The organism is Arcanobacterium bovis (assembly GCF_004331995.1).
Lineage (GTDB): Bacteria > Actinomycetota > Actinomycetes > Actinomycetales > Actinomycetaceae > Arcanobacterium_A > Arcanobacterium_A bovis.
In genome coordinates, this window is record NZ_SJDT01000005.1 from 1 (window position 1) to 15,005 (window position 15,005).

The 15,005-nt window shown below is 51.3% G+C and carries 13 protein-coding genes; 4 read left to right on the top strand and 9 right to left on the bottom strand.

What is annotated here, in order from left to right; translation table 11 throughout:
- The first annotated feature begins 516 nt into the window (after positions 1-516).
- Both EZJ44_RS06660 and gdhA read left to right on the top strand, forming a co-directional pair.
- Positions 517-768: a ribbon-helix-helix domain-containing protein gene (locus tag EZJ44_RS06660; RefSeq protein ID WP_131281592.1), complete on the top strand. Its 252-nt coding sequence runs from the start codon at positions 517-519 to the stop codon at positions 766-768.
- Between the two features lie 183 nt (positions 769-951).
- Positions 952-2,289 carry an NADP-specific glutamate dehydrogenase gene (gdhA, locus tag EZJ44_RS06665; RefSeq protein ID WP_131281594.1) on the top strand — a complete coding sequence of 446 codons (1,338 nt, stop codon included), beginning with the start codon at positions 952-954 and terminating at the stop codon, positions 2,287-2,289.
- Positions 2,290-2,385: 96 nt separating this feature from the next.
- Here the strand turns inward: gdhA and EZJ44_RS06670 are convergent, their stop codons facing one another.
- The 5 genes from EZJ44_RS06670 to EZJ44_RS06690 all read right to left on the bottom strand — a co-directional run bounded on the left by EZJ44_RS06670 (position 2,386) and on the right by EZJ44_RS06690 (position 7,118).
- On the bottom strand, positions 2,386-3,546 hold the full coding sequence (locus EZJ44_RS06670; protein ID WP_131281596.1) for an LL-diaminopimelate aminotransferase: 1,161 nt from the start codon (positions 3,544-3,546) through the stop codon (positions 2,386-2,388).
- A 9-nt stretch (positions 3,547-3,555) separates the two neighbouring features.
- Positions 3,556-4,485 (bottom strand): diaminopimelate epimerase, encoded by a 930-nt coding sequence (dapF, locus tag EZJ44_RS06675; protein WP_206661869.1) that lies wholly within the window; start codon positions 4,483-4,485, stop codon positions 3,556-3,558.
- 108 nt (positions 4,486-4,593) lie between these two features.
- Positions 4,594-5,742 carry a methyltransferase domain-containing protein gene (locus tag EZJ44_RS06680; RefSeq protein WP_206661870.1) on the bottom strand — a complete coding sequence of 383 codons (1,149 nt, stop codon included), beginning with the start codon at positions 5,740-5,742 and terminating at the stop codon, positions 4,594-4,596.
- Positions 5,743-5,756: 14 nt separating this feature from the next.
- Positions 5,757-6,401, bottom strand: coding sequence for an HAD-IA family hydrolase (locus EZJ44_RS06685; protein WP_131281598.1), 645 nt, complete (start codon positions 6,399-6,401; stop codon positions 5,757-5,759).
- 72 nt (positions 6,402-6,473) lie between these two features.
- Positions 6,474-7,118 carry a TetR/AcrR family transcriptional regulator gene (locus EZJ44_RS06690; RefSeq protein ID WP_165496143.1) on the bottom strand — a complete coding sequence of 215 codons (645 nt, stop codon included), beginning with the start codon at positions 7,116-7,118 and terminating at the stop codon, positions 6,474-6,476.
- A gap of 233 nt (positions 7,119-7,351) precedes the next feature.
- Between EZJ44_RS06690 and EZJ44_RS06695 the strand changes: the two genes are divergently transcribed.
- Positions 7,352-8,686, top strand: coding sequence for a DUF1444 domain-containing protein (locus EZJ44_RS06695; RefSeq protein ID WP_131281602.1), 1,335 nt, complete (start codon positions 7,352-7,354; stop codon positions 8,684-8,686).
- A 145-nt stretch (positions 8,687-8,831) separates the two neighbouring features.
- On the opposite strand, the gene EZJ44_RS06700 is transcribed toward EZJ44_RS06695, so the two are convergent.
- The 4 genes from EZJ44_RS06700 to EZJ44_RS06715 form a co-directional block, all read right to left on the bottom strand.
- Positions 8,832-10,055, bottom strand: coding sequence for a dicarboxylate/amino acid:cation symporter (locus tag EZJ44_RS06700; protein WP_241658625.1), 1,224 nt, complete (start codon positions 10,053-10,055; stop codon positions 8,832-8,834).
- Positions 10,056-10,310: 255 nt separating this feature from the next.
- Positions 10,311-11,540, bottom strand: a complete 1,230-nt coding sequence (gene tgt, locus EZJ44_RS06705; protein ID WP_131281606.1) for a tRNA guanosine(34) transglycosylase Tgt — start codon at positions 11,538-11,540, stop codon at positions 10,311-10,313.
- A 46-nt stretch (positions 11,541-11,586) separates the two neighbouring features.
- Positions 11,587-12,375: a queuosine precursor transporter gene (locus EZJ44_RS06710; RefSeq protein WP_376988310.1), complete on the bottom strand. Its 789-nt coding sequence runs from the start codon at positions 12,373-12,375 to the stop codon at positions 11,587-11,589.
- A 574-nt stretch (positions 12,376-12,949) separates the two neighbouring features.
- On the bottom strand, positions 12,950-13,786 hold the full coding sequence (locus tag EZJ44_RS06715) for a DUF4261 domain-containing protein (RefSeq protein WP_131281608.1): 837 nt from the start codon (positions 13,784-13,786) through the stop codon (positions 12,950-12,952).
- A gap of 148 nt (positions 13,787-13,934) precedes the next feature.
- On the opposite strand from EZJ44_RS06715, the gene EZJ44_RS06720 reads away from it, so the two are divergent.
- Positions 13,935-14,834 carry a DUF4862 family protein gene (locus EZJ44_RS06720; RefSeq protein WP_131281610.1) on the top strand — a complete coding sequence of 300 codons (900 nt, stop codon included), beginning with the start codon at positions 13,935-13,937 and terminating at the stop codon, positions 14,832-14,834.
- Positions 14,835-15,005: the final 171 nt, after the last annotated feature.

The following is a 15,005-nucleotide window of genomic DNA, read 5'->3' on the forward strand; positions in this document are numbered from 1 at the left end:
AAATGCGGCTATAATTAGCCCAACTTCCAACATTAGTACCCTGACTTTTCCTTATAAAGACGCCAAGAAACCCAAGTTTAAAACCCACTTTCTGACGCTTAGCCCGACGCTTACCCCCTCCGAAATTTGTATGCCAATAAAGTCATACACAGTGAAACACCGCACGTGTTCTAGGACGTAATACGTAACATATTGCGTTCAGCATTACACTGCGAGTAGTCTAAGTCTTGAATGAATTTTGTTTGCAGAATGGAGCAGGAGGGTTGAGAATACAGATTCACCCTAATGCATTCAAACATGGGCTCACCCATGAGCAAATTTTGAGCGCATACGAGACAGGAAACGACGTCCTAGTAGGTCGTAAACGAGGCGAAAAAGCCTGTCCACCACGGTGGGCAATGATCGGTTTCGATAACGTCGGCAGGGCTATAGAACTTGTGTTCATACACACCGATACAGGGATTTTAATCTTCCACGCCAACTATTTAACTACGGGATTCAGGAAGGAATACAACGATGGATTACGTCGCAGCAAGCGGTGAAAAGTTCACTGACGCAGACATTCTTCAATGGGCACAAGACGCCGAAAACGGCTTCCCTGACTATGACTTTGAACCAGTTGACGGCCGCCCATGGGAAGTAAAAACTGAACCCATGGTAACCAAAACTATCCGTGTTCCAGTTTCACTATGGAATCGGATCGAACAGCAAGCCCGAGCACGTGGGGTTAGCGTTTCAGAAATGGCACGCGAAAAACTCCGCGCATAAAGGCCTTGATCTCGTTCGGCTGATACCTAAAGAATCGCCTAAGTTAGGGCAAGCCCGAGCACGCGAGCGCAAGTTCCAAATTTCGACATTTCACCCATTGGATAGCAATACCCCCAATTAGCTATTTCCCTTATCCTTTCACTAAGCAAACCTATGCTGAGCAGGAAAATTAAGGAGTACTATATGGATGCATTGCTGGAAAAGATCTATCGGGATTCACTTCATCGCAACGGCGCACAACCCGAATTCCAACAAGCAGTTTCCGAAGTTATCACCAGCATCGAACCACTGCTCACAACACGTCCAGAATATCGTGATGCCGCGATTCTCGAGCGAATGATCGAGCCGGAACGTCAGATCATGTTTCGAGTTGCATGGCAGGACGACGCCGGAAAAGTGCACGTCAACCGTGGTTACCGCATCGAATTCAACTCCGCACTTGGCCCTTACAAAGGCGGTCTGCGCTTCCATCCAACTGTGAATCTCTCGGTGATTAAGTTCCTCGGTTTCGAACAGATCTTTAAGAATGCCCTCACTGGCCAGCAAATTGGCGGTGCCAAAGGCGGCTCCGACTTCGATCCACACGGAAAGTCCAACGCCGAAATCATGCGTTTTTGCCAGGCATTCATGACCGAACTGTATCGCCACATCGGCCCTAATACCGACGTTCCCGCAGGCGACATTGGCGTAGGCGGACGAGAAATCGGCTATCTATACGGTCAATACAAGCGGATTACCAACCGTTTTGACGCCGGAGTACTCACCGGCAAAGGCACAAACTGGGGTGGATCCTTGGCTCGTACCGAAGCAACCGGATACGGCACCGTGCTCTTCGCCCAAAACATGCTCCAAACGCAAGGTCAAAGCCTAGACGGCAAAACCGTAGCTATCTCTGGTTCTGGCAATGTTGCCATTTATGCAGCTCAAAAGGCACAAAACCTCGGTGCGAACGTCGTCACCGTTTCCGATTCGGGCGGAAGCGTCTTTGATCCGGAAGGCATCGACGTCGCCCTCCTGCAGCAGATTAAGGAAGTGGAACGCGGTCGTATCAGTGAGTACGCGAGTCGACGTCGGAGTGCTGAGTATCGCGAAGGTGCAAAACCGTGGGGAGTTCCGGCACAAATCGCATTGCCATGCGCAACGCAAAACGAAGTCGATCTTGACGATTTTTCCCAGATGGTCGACGGCGGTGTGGAACTCATCGCCGAAGGTGCCAATATGCCTTTGACTCATGCAGCGATTGAAGCAGCTAAAGAGTCGCACGTGATGTACGCACCCGGAAAGGCAGCTAATGCGGGCGGAGTTGCCACGTCAGCTCTTGAAATGCAGCAAAATGCCGGAATGGCTCAATGGCCATTTGAGGTAGTTGAAGAAAAACTTGAAGCAATCATGGCCGATATTCACAACACATGTTTGGAAGCCGCCGAGGAAGTTGGCAAACCTGGCGACTACCAAGTTGGCGCAAATATCGCCGGCTTCAAGAAAGTTGCCCAGGCCATGCTCGATCAAGGAATTATGTGAGCGCAGATCAAACCAACTTATAGAACAAGCTCATAGCCTGTATCAATGCCTAAACTAAAGGGAGAGATTCTCGCTGAGAATCTCTCCCTTTAAAAACTAAGCCATTGCGCTGCGCATTCGCTCTACTGCTTCGAGTAGGCGATCGTCAGGAGTCGTCAACGAAATCCGGATATACCCCTCGCCGTCAGGACCATATCCGCTACCCGGCGTCACGATCACATGTGCTTTCTCCAGCAACTTCGTGGCAAAGGATTCCGACGTCTCCCCTTTTGGAACTCGCGCCCACACGTAAATCGTAGCTTTTGGCGCTTCTACCTGCATACCAATCGCACGCAAGGCGTCAACCACCAGATCGCGCCGGTGCTGATAAATGCTATTCATCTGCGCAACAAACTCGTCAGATTCAAGCAATGCTACGCATCCTGCCTCCTGAATCGCGGTGAACTGCCCCGAATCGAGGTTGTTCTTCACCGTTCCCAAGGCTTTAACTGCCTGCTCATTGCCACATGCAAAAGCGATACGCCAGCCCGTCATATTGTATGGCTTGGAGAGACTGAAAAATTCAATGCACACATCTTTCGCCCCTGGCCGCTCCAGTATCGACGGCGCCACATATCCCTCGAACGACAGATCCGCGTATGCGTTATCATGGGCGAGCAAAATGCCATGCTGCTTACAGAATGCGATTGCCTTGTCGAAGTATTCCACTGGCGCAATAGCTCCCGTGGGATTATTGGGGTATCCCAAGAACATAATTTTCGCCTTAGCAAGCACCTCAGCAGGCACATTATCGAAATCTGCCAAGAAACCATTCTCTGCCTTCATCGGCATGAAGTAGGTGTTGGCATTTTGTAGCGTGGCGCCAATCGAATACACCGGATAGCCGATTGACGGCGCAAGCACGTACTCATCTGGATTAACAAACGCGGTGTGCAGATGCGCGATTCCTTCTTTCGAGCCGATCAGCGCAAGAACTTCCGTCTTCGGATCGACTTCCACACCAAAACGGTTCTTCATATACGTTGCCGCTGCTGTGCGGAACTCAATCGACCCAGCATAATCGGGGTATTGATGATTCTGCGGCTTTTGAATCGCTTGCATCATCGCGTCGATCACGTGCTGCGGCGTTGGAAGATCTGGATCGCCAATACCTAGCGAAATCACGTCAATTCCCTGCTCACGCAAGGCATCACGCTTCCGGTCAATTTCCGCGAAGAGATAGGGTTTGATCTGGTTTAAGCATTGTGCCGTTTGCATAAGTTCTCCTTAAATTGTTCCTCTGAAAGACTCTGCGGCAGGGCCGGTCATATTCACCGCGCCACTTTCCGTCCACTCGATTTCTAACGTTCCCCCTGGTAGAACCACGTCCACGCGACGTCCGGTGCGTCCGGTCAAATATCCGGCGACGCCGGTGGCGCAAGCTCCCGTGCCGCACGCGAGAGTCTCCCCAACTCCGCGTTCGAATACGCGTGTGTGGAGTGCGCCGTCGTGCACACTAACGAATTCGATATTGGACTTCTCCGGGAAAATCGGATGCGCCTCAAGAAAAGCACCGATCTTATCAATATCCATCGTGGTCAAATTCTTGCCCGATTCATGGTTGCCACTATCAAAGAGCGTATCGGGCAGATCGTCGAAAGAGTCAATAAACCAGATGGCGTGCGGATTTCCCATGGATATACAGGTGAAAGTCACATCTCCCCACGGGGTTTGTACCTGAAGATTTCGCACAAATTCGACGCCGGTTTCCGGATTTTTCGCTAAGCTCTCGCGTGGCGCACGAACAGGTATTTGCGCAGGTTCAAAGATTGGCTGCCCCATATTCACCGTGGCTGTGGTCAATTTTCCGGATTCGGCCGTGAAACTCAGCGACCGTGGCCCAGCGAGAGTATCAACGGTTAAGTTCCCACAGGTAGCGTCCACGTATCCTTCGTCAACCAAGAATTTCGCCGTGCAGCGCACCCCATTCCCGCACATCTGAGCCAGCGATCCATCGGCATTAATGTAATGCATATACCCAGCTGATCCCGTATTTTTTGGCGGTTGTACTACGATCACTCCATCTGCACCTACACCAAAATGCCGATCACAAAGCTCACGTACCTGATCAGCACTGGGATCAAACGAGCTTTTCATGCCATCAATAACTACGAAATCATTTCCCAGCCCGTGGAGTTTTATGAAGTCAATCGCCATCACAGTTCCTTTGATTCACTACGTATTGGTTAATTCACTACGTATTGGTGCAATTCTTGCAGGAATTTCGTCAATAATCTTGCTGTGCCCAGTTCGTGGACTCACCGCTCATCTCTTGAGTAGCGCAATAGTTTCGCTGTGATCAGTGTGCGGGAACATGTCGAGCATCTGCGCTTGCTCCACCGAATAACTCGGCATTTTTTCAAGATCAGCAGCTAGACCGCGCGCATTGCACGAAGAATAAATTACTGTAGGCACCTCAGATTCTTCGAGCCACTGAGCCATCTTTGCGCCAATTCCACGCCGCGGCGGATTAACAACCACCACCTCCGGCGTCGTCTCTTGTGCTCGCACCCATTCATCAACATCGCTCGCCACGAACGAAACGACTCCCGGAAAACTCCGCGCGGCTTGTTCGTTACCTGCGGCAACGGCGTCGTCAGACACTTCCACGCCCACCACATTTTTCACACCAGCTTGGGCGAGCGCCAGCGCAAAACCGCCCACGCCACAGTAAAGATCCCATGCACTGTGGGCGCCCTGTGCCCATTGAGCTGCTCGCGCGTAGAGAACTTCCGCCATTTCTGTGTTGGTCTGAAAGAACGACTGCGGTCGAAGCTCGAGCTCCAGCCGCTGCACGCCTGCCGTCATTTCTTGCGCAGGGTCAGAGACGACGATCGGCATAGGTAGCGAACTTTGCTCGCTAATAAGAATTTCTTCTGTTCCCTCAATGATCGCTTTGCGTTCGGGCTGCACATTCAAGGTGCAGACGGCGAGCATCGGCACGAGTTCGCGCAACCGCTCGTATTTTTTGAATAGTATGCCTTGCACGCCGCGCCGCCGAGCTACGAATCGCACCATGAGCTCACCAGTTGTTGACTCTGTGATAATCACATATTTCAGCACGCCTGTGTCGGTCATGGGGTTGTAGGGCTGAATCACACATTCACGGATGAACTCAGCAATCGGCGCAATAGCCAGCCTAATTCCCGTGGTCGGGAGTGGACAGTTGCGCAGATCAGCGTCCGCAATGCCAAGTTTCGGTTGAGCGATACTGCCACTGACCACGAGTTTTACTTTGTTTCGAAAGGATTCCTGTTTCGAGGCGACGGCGGGAAGCCACACTTTTGCATCAATCAGCTCGCGCACAGTCGAAAATTTCGCAGCCAGTTGCTCGTTATAAGGCGTCTCCAAATGGGTACAGGAACGGCACACACCTGCCGAAAAATACTCGCAGTCAATTATTGGCTCGCCCATACGATCACCCATTTTTATCGTGCCACAAATTCTGCAACGGCCTTCTGAGCGCCGTCAATACCAAGGAAATGGTGACTGTTAATGCCGAGCTTTTCGGCAGTATCGATGTTTGCTTTAGTGTCGTCTAGGAACAGAATGCGATCAGGCGTTGTTTCAAGGACTTTCACTACGTAGGTGAATATCTTTTCTTCTGGCTTAGCTATGCCCAACCCACAGGAGAAGAACGCTGGCTCAAACTCGCGTAACCAAGGTTTCTCTTCCCGAATCTTTGCCAGTAAAGCTGCGGGGATATTCGACAACAATGCAATTCGGGCACTGTGCTCGCCGTTCTTTACGCCGTCTTTCAGCTCGTAAAGCCACTCAACCATAGCGTCGTCGTGAAAACGCCAAGATTCACAATCCGCCTCGAAAATCGCTTCCCAGCTCGGAAATGTTACACCAAGCTCCTCACCCATCGCCGATACGTACTGCGCAAAATTGATCCGACCGGCGTCAAGAGGAGCACGCAAATCACGATAGGATTGCCAAAATTTCACAGGCTCTACTGCCAAACTCTCAAGCTGAGCAGCTTTTTCGATCTCTTGTTTAGCGGCGTCGCTCTGATTGCGCATGAACAGGCCATACAGATCGAAGAGCACGGTTTTCTGAGGAAGGGTCATAAAGCAAAGTTTACGGGCATCACTATGCGAGCGCGAACGAGGAGTTGTTTTCAAGAGCGGAAGACGCCGGAATCACACCGTAGTGGCAGACTCACTCGATGCCGCAGCGAAAAGCCCCGAAATACCAGCCAAAACAGAACGCTTCACCTTTTCAAACGGCTCTCCGGCATCGAGGGACTTCATTCCTACATCGATTAACGCACGGTTAATTCGCGAATGGAGCGACGCCGTCTGTGGATCAACTTGGGTCCACAGCAAAGTAACGCGGCGCGCAAATTCGATGTGGAAATCTGCCACGCTTTCGGAGTGGTACTCAGAACGCACCTGTGGCACATCTTGTTCTTGGGACGGGCGAGCGCTACGTGCCGATTTCATAACAGAGATAAGCCATGAATGGCCTGTGCTCTGCGCGAGTTCCAAGCTCACAACCGCGAGCGCAAGAATTTGTTCTTGCGGCGGCGCATCACGATCAATGGCGTCGTCTACTGACTTTTGCCACTGTGGCAAATAGCGTTCCAGCACTAAAATGCGCAAATCGTCGATTGAAGTGACGTATCGATAGATTGAGTTTCGGGCAATTCCTGCTGCCTTTGCAACAGCACCAGCAGTAAGATCTTCTGGTCCGTGCGTGCGTAGGATTTCCTCAGCCGCATCCACGAGCTTGTCAAACATGATTCGATGATGCTCTTTGACCGTGGGTGCAGAAATGGATGGCATGTCCCGATCCTTTCTATCGATCTCGTAATTTTGACACATTCCAATTATTGTTCATACTACTCGAGATTTACCCCGAGAAATAACTGGCAGATCGATATCGTACTATGCAGCTACATATCCCCTTATCATATTCAATAAATCACGAATCAGAATGTGCCCAAATTTATTGAACGCTGGGAGTTATACGCCCGAATCGACTCCCAATTCGTCGCAAAACCTGCAAAAATAAGATCATGGATTTTATGACCTGGGCTCTCCAAACAGCTATTGCACACCCAGAACTCAAGGACGCGCTCGTCACCTCGGACGATTCCTCACTCGATATCCTTTTGCCGGACGGCCGCGCATTCCGTTTCCGCCCTGGTGCACTTCTCAATGAGAACGCCCCCGAGGAGCAGCGTACTGAAATCCTTAACAAACTTATTTCTATTGGCATTGCCCAAGCTGAGCATCCCACCGCCGAGGCTGACATACCCGCACAAACGCAAGAAAATCCACCACAAACGGCACCTTCGCCACAAAGTTCAGAAATTCATGATCTGGGGCTTGATCTTGGCAAATCCACGGACCTTCCCGATCTCGCTGCGCCTGATGTCGAAGCTCCCATCGTGCCAATTGTGCGCGCGGCCGATTACTATTTGCGCTCTCACCAAGAAGCGGACTCAATGGTGTACGTTCCGCTCACCGATTTTATTGCCGCAGGTATAGCCTTTGATCTGCCGCAAACGATCCAGCCTGTTTACTATTCACAGATTGAAGACGACGCGCGCGAAGTTGGTGAAATCCTCGCCGATTCCGTGCTCACTTTGCGTCACATGACTGGCTCGGTGCACCACACAGTAGAAATTGGCATGATCGACATTGTGGGCGCGCGGGTGCTCACCTTTTTACAGCCGGCAAATTACGAGCTCTCATGGTTTTGCGATCTCGACATGATGCAGCAGGTAGCCGAGCAGGTTTCCGCTCAGTTTTCTGATGATATTCCACTGTTCGTGCCAGCTTCACGCACGAAATTGTTCATCGTTTTTTCCGAAGATCCACATTTGGCCGATTTTTTCAAAGTTCTGCTCGCCCAACGCGATTCCAACGAAGCAGTCTATCCGCTGCCGCACACAGTAGCTGCGGACGGCTGGCGCGAATGGGTGCCATTCCCTGGGTCTGAACTGGCAGAAGTGCTGGGAACGCTACGCAACCAATTCCGCGAGTCTATCTATGCAGCTCAAATAAAAGAGATGAGCACATGGGGAGAATTTGGCGCACTCAAAGACTTTTCTTCTCGACGTCTGCGCAATAACGAGCGCGTTTCCACCACGGAATGGTCCAATATCGACCGGTTTGGTTCAATTCCCGACGCCGATTACATCATTTTCAAACGGGCACCCTCACCACACCCATGGGAAACAGATCAGGGTGTAAATCTGCCGATCAGGGCACATATCGCCCGCGAAGTGTGGCCCGAGGGCTTCGAACGTGACGAAAACGCCTGGCCACCGCGTTGGTTCGTCAAGGGCTTCCCCTCTGAGGAGCAACTAGATAAATTACGTGAATCTGCCGACCGTGAATTTTAGACACGGCCGGCAGATATCGCACGCCTTATTTAGTTATTGAGGCTCAGGGTGTGCCGTCAGTTCTTAAACTCAGGGATTCTGTTCAGCTCACTCAAACCCACCCACCGGCGTCTTGCCCGTCAGGCCGCCCGGACTTCGTTCGCTTTTAGCCCAACTCACGGCCCGCAGAAATCTCCTCTGCGGCAATTTGTGCGCTCTCTTTTTCAGCACCAAGTGTTCCCGTGGCAAGCTTATCGACGATAATTGCGATTGCGCCGTCACCCGTCACGTTCGTAGCCGTGCCGAAGGAATCCACAGCAACATACATCGCAACCATAATGGCGTACATCGGATCAGTGAATGCCAACATACTCTGCAAAACGCCTTGAGCTGCTGTAATAGCACCGCCCGGCACGCCTGGTGCCGCCACCATAATCACACCGAGCATTAAAATGAATCCCGCCATGCTTGATGGATTGGGCGTCATGCCCATCATATACTGCAAGGCCAACGCAAACGCCGTGATTTTGATGGTCGAGCCAGCCAAATGAATCGTGGCACACAACGGAATGACGAAGTCGGAGATTTCGTGGCTCACCCCATTTGCGCGGGTGCATCGCACGGTTACAGGGATAGTTGCAGCCGACGACGCCGTGCCCAGCGCCGTGAAGTAAGCGTCACGCATGCCCCACAAGGCTTTGAGTGGATTGCGTTTCGCCACAGCTCCCGCCACTAGATACTGGAGTAGCATCATCACTACAGTAAGTACGAAAGCAAAGACGATAACTTTTGCCATCGCCACGATTACATGCACAAACTGCCCTGATTTCGACATATTCAAGAAGATTCCAAAAATATGCAAAGGTAGCAGTGGCACGATAGCTTTCAAGATGAGACGCATCATCAAAGTGCGGAACTCAACGAAAATTTCCATCATGCGTTGCGCCTGGGTAGAAACCATGCCGATACCCAAAATAAAGGCGAGGATCAACGCCGTCATCACGCCAAAAACGGGTGGTAACGTGAAGGAAGGATCCATGAGTGACGCGACAGCGTTCTTCGGTTCGGCGAGGTCTGGAACTGCTTGGTTAGCGAGCAGGCTAGGGAATATAAGTGCAGCTAAACCCCACGTGCCAAATCCAGCCACCATTGTTGAACCATACGCAATGCCGACTGTAACCAGTAACCACTTACCACCAGATTTTCCAAGTTCGAAAATCGCTGGCGTTACGAGTCCTACGATGATCAGCGGAACGACGAAAGCGAGGAACTTTCCGAACAAATCGTTGAATGTTGCGAAAGGAACGATCATCCATGCTGGTAGGAACTGCCCAAGCAGTGCGCCCACCACAATCGCCAACACCACCCAAAAGAGGAGGGTCCTCAACATTCGCTTAAATAGGCCAGGCTCCGAAGAAGCGACGGCATTCATAAAAACTCCCAAAATCTCGGTGATATGATGCGTGGAAACATAACTACCGTATGAGAGGTGTTCATATTATGGTGGGTGCGTCCATTTTATGGACGCACCCACCAGCAAAAGTAAGCACTGCCACACATCTGTGGCTATCGCTGTAGTTGCCGAACAGTAGTGACTCAAGCGAGCATTGCCTGCATTAGACGTGTGGTTGCATGAGCCTGCGGCTTAGTTCTGTGAGTAGAACCTGCCTAGAGTTTCGGCTTTGAAAGCTTCGTAATAGCCCTCATTAATCGCTTTGCGAATATCATCCACGAGCTTCACAGTGAAATATTCATTATGAATCGTTGCCAAAGTTGAGGAAATCATTTCTTTGGCTTTGAATGTGTGATGCAAATAAGCTTTCGAATAATGAGTGCAGGTATAACACTCACAGCCCTCCACAACCGGCGAAAAATCACGCTTGAACTGCGCACGAGTAATATTAAACCGGCCGTCCGGCGAGTAAATTGCGGCATTGCGCGCCACCCGAGAAGGATTCACGCAATCAAAAGTATCTGCTCCACTTTCAATCGCACGGAAGAAATCATCCGGCTCAGAAATACCCAAAAGATGGCGGGCACGGTTCTCTGGGAGTTCTTCACAAACCCAACCTACAATCGTGCCGAGGTTTTCTTTCTCCAAAGCACCACCGATACCAAAGCCGTCAAAACACTGCCCATCAATTTCCATAGCGCCAAGATCGCGCGCAGCTTTTCGACGCAAATCCTCGTACTGAGCTCCTTGAATTACTCCAAAGAGCTGCTGATACGCTTTTCCTTCACGCTCTTCGGTGAGCTGTTTGTGTGCACGCAAACAACGCTGTGCCCACAAACGCGTGCGCTCCAACGACTCCTCTTGATACGCGCGCGAATTCAACAAAGTTGTGAGCTCATCAAAAGCAAAAATAATATCTGCACCCAATTCATGCTGGATACGCATCGAAATCTCCGGCGTGAACCTATGTTTGGTGCCGTTCAGGTGCGAACGAAACCACACGCCGTCGTCGTCCACATTTGCCAAGCGCTCTCGCTTACCCGCCACAGCGTCGTCGGCAACTGTTTTTCCTGAAAACTCCTGCGAAAGCACCTTCTTGAAACCAGAACCCAAGCTCATCACCTGGAAACCACCCGAATCAGTGTAGGTAGGCCCACCCCAGTTCATGAAAGCTGCGAGGCCACCTGCCTCATCGAGCACGTCAGAACCAGGCTGGAGATACAGATGGTAAGCATTTGCGAGCACCGCCTGAGCCCCCAAAGCCTTCACCGAATCAGGCAAAACCGCTTTGACGGTCGCCTTCGTGCCAACCGGAATGAACGCCGGCGTTTGAATATCTCCGTGCGGAGTGTGGATGACGCCGGTGCGGCCGAGCGCTTTACCTGCTGAAGTCTCTAACCGCTGCTGAATTTCGAAGGTCATGCAATCTATCGTTTCTTGTTAATGCTTTTTAATGAGCTGGAAAGTCTCAGTGCTGAATTGCCATGCTTGACTCGTTTGCACTTGACGTTACGTCGCCTCGCGCGCCTGTTGCAGCGTGTGTACCTGCGGTTTGCGTGTCGGCAGCCTGTGTATCGAGCGCGTCTGGCGTGCCATGGTAAGTGATTTCATGGCGCTTCACCCATCCAACCACCGTGTAGGTAACTGGCAAAAGCACCACTTCAACTCCCACCTTATAAATATAGCCAACGAACATGAGGTTCAAAATAACACCCCAGTCCATCACGCCGATCCACGCAATCACGCAGAAAATCGCGGTGTCGGCAAACTCGCCCACCACTGTGGAACCGATCAAGCGGAACCACAGATTATTCTCACCTGAACGCGCCTTGATTTTCACCAACACCCAAGAATTCAACAGCTGGCCAACCAGATAACCAGCCAAAGAAGCGATCACAAAGCGAGGCACTACGCCCAGAACGGTTTGGAAAGCCTGCTGATCTTGATAGTCGGCGGCAGGTGGCGCCAAAATAATCAGCCAAAACACCACGGACGCCACAATTGACAGCACAAAACCCATCACAATCGCGCGGCGAGCCAAGCGGAAACCATATACTTCCGAAAGCACATCACCAATCACGTATGTGAGCGGGAACAGAATCGCACCGCCGTCGAAAATCAATGGTCCAGCTTCGATCAATTTCGTAGCGCCAATATTCGACAACAGCAAAAACGCGACAAAACAAACTGCGAAAATATCGAACATTGCGCGCTTTTTTACCGCGCCATTACCTGTGTGTGAAGCTATATTTGCCACAACTATCCCTCCGTGGAAGCTCTGTTTGAGCAGGGTGAACAAAGATTTATCCACGTCAGGCGCAAGACCGAGCAAGGCTTAGCAACTAAGGCTGAGCAAGATCTAGCGAAATTATGGGCGAAAACCAACACAAATCTTCGCTTGAACCCGCGCATACGGACATGCACCGCAAGTGGATATTCAACTGGTTCGCCTGGCACTGCCACCACCGAGGCGCAGAAGCGCGCTAACGCTACAACGAAGCTCCCGCAACAGTCTCGCTACTAGGGTTTTCGCCGTCATCTGGCGCTTCTGTGGAGCCGATCGCTCAAACTCCGAACGTAATCGTATCAAAAGTTCAGAGTTAGCTAATAAAATTAGCTAACAAACTTCAGTGATTTTGATTAGCGAACCACACATATTGCCCGAGTTAGCGGTTATGTCTACTAAGTTCACGGTTACACCTGCCCTAACTTTGGCGATTCCTTGCACATCGTACATATATAACCCGATGAATAAGCCGGAGCCTAAGTTAGTGCACATGAGTCGGCAGTCAGCAGATATTTAACCACATCTCAGCTGTACACCAACCTCATCAGCTATACATCACCCGAATAACGGGACTCTTATCAAAAGGCGAAAGATCTTGGGTGATGGCAATTTTCTCCCCATCTGAGCTGCCTAAAGTCTGCCCTGGAAGCAGATAAGTGTCGCCGGTGATGATGTAATTCGCGATACTGGCGAGCATGGCGTACACGTCGTCTTCTGATTTAACCGACTCGTGAATCTCAAGGTCAAGATGCCCAAAAAGAGGTAAACCAAGCGTGCGCCCCACCGTCAAATCTGGCTTCACCGTACGAATATTGATCCACAAAGGAAGTGGCGCTTCACCGCGTGTGAGCTGCTCCGCCATCGTCACCACCATCTGCGGCGGCTGTACGATACCCAACTCTGCACGGAAAACCCCCACTGCGGCGTCTTCACGCATTAAGGAATCGAGCACCTCAGTGAGCAAAATATGTGCCGACACCATCCGCTTACGACGCTTGAGCTCGACTGATTCTTGCTCACCCGAAGCATTCTCACCTGCGAGAACCCCCTCAGTAGCGCCCTGACTCGGCGCATACAACGTCACTGGCACGTGAAATACGTGTTGCGGGAGCGCTCCGCCGTCGAAATCTAGCGGATAATTCAACGGCGAGAGCATCACTTGCACGCCCTGGTTGGAAAAATGGACGAGGTCGCCTGGCACAAGATTTGGATTGCCTGGATCAGCTTCCACATGCTGCCACTGCGGGTCAATATCCAGCGACCACAACTCCTTGAGCCGCGCGAGCGCAGCATCCACGTCAATCGGCGCAGAAAAAAGTGCCACCGCCGAGAGAACTTCAGGAGCCGGTGGATGAATTGCTGATACTCCAAGATTTTCCATGGTTTTAGCTTAGCGCACGGCACCTGAGTTCTCGTAGGCTACGTGTCTTCTCGCGAACTACGTAATTTCTCGCAAGAGATTGATATTAGTGCACCATAATAGGACTTTTCAGACACATTTTCGAAAAATTTGGGTGTAGCCTTAGAGAATGAACATACCTTTTATTATCGGAGCGTATGCCGCTAAGCCACAGGAACGCTCAGCACAAGAAGAGTTTTACCAGTTACTGAACAAGGCACCTTGGGTGAACGGTCTTGAAATCCCGTTTACCGCCACTGGGCTACAAGATGATCCGCAATGGTTCGCCGAGCAGCTCGGGTCAACATTCACGACGAACGTGCTCACGCCTATTCCAGGCACCATGAGTTTCGTAGGCGATTCGTCGTGGGGAATTTCGTCTACGGATGACGACGGGCGCGCCGCTGCGCTGTCGTTCCTCAAAGGCGCCACCGAGACAATGAAAGACCTCAACGATAGGCTTGGTCGGCAGTTTTTCACCCACCTAGCTCTGCACACAGCGCCACGCGGTGGTGGCGACGTGCATAGCCTCATTCGTTCGCTTGAAGAGCTGCTTGAATGGGAAATCGACGGCGCAAAACTCACGATTGAGCATTGTGATTCTTTCTCCACCGAACGCGTGATTAGCAAGGGTTTCTTGGAATTGTGCGATGAAATCGCTGCTGCACGAGAGTTTGACGGCCGAGTTGGCGTGTCGATCAACTGGGGTCGCTCTGCTATTGAAGGTCAAGGCGCAGAACTCCCGCTTGAGCACGTCGATATGGCTGGCCGTGCTGGAATTTTGGAAGGTTTGATCTTCTCCGGAGCCCATAACAGCGAAAATGCTTGGGGTCCAGCTTGGGAAGATGCTCATGTTGGCTTGCAAGAGTTCGTTCCACAATCTCTTCTTACTCGTGAGATCGTGGCTGAAGCCGGCAGCAAAGCTGTGCAACACAACGTCAGCTACCTTGGCGCAAAGGTCACCATTCTTCCTGGTCCGAGCAATGAAGAGCGCTTGCACATGCTCGAGCAGATTGCGGCATCGCTGTAGTTCTCAGTGTTACTTGTGCAAATTACACGAACAGTTAGGTGAGGCTTGCTCAAACAGTTCAGTCGGGCTTGATCAAGCAGTCCGCTGCATTGTTTGCTACTTGCTTAAGTAGTCCGCAAGATTGCGACTTAGCTAGTTCTCCAGATTGCGGCATGGGTTGATTTACAGGGG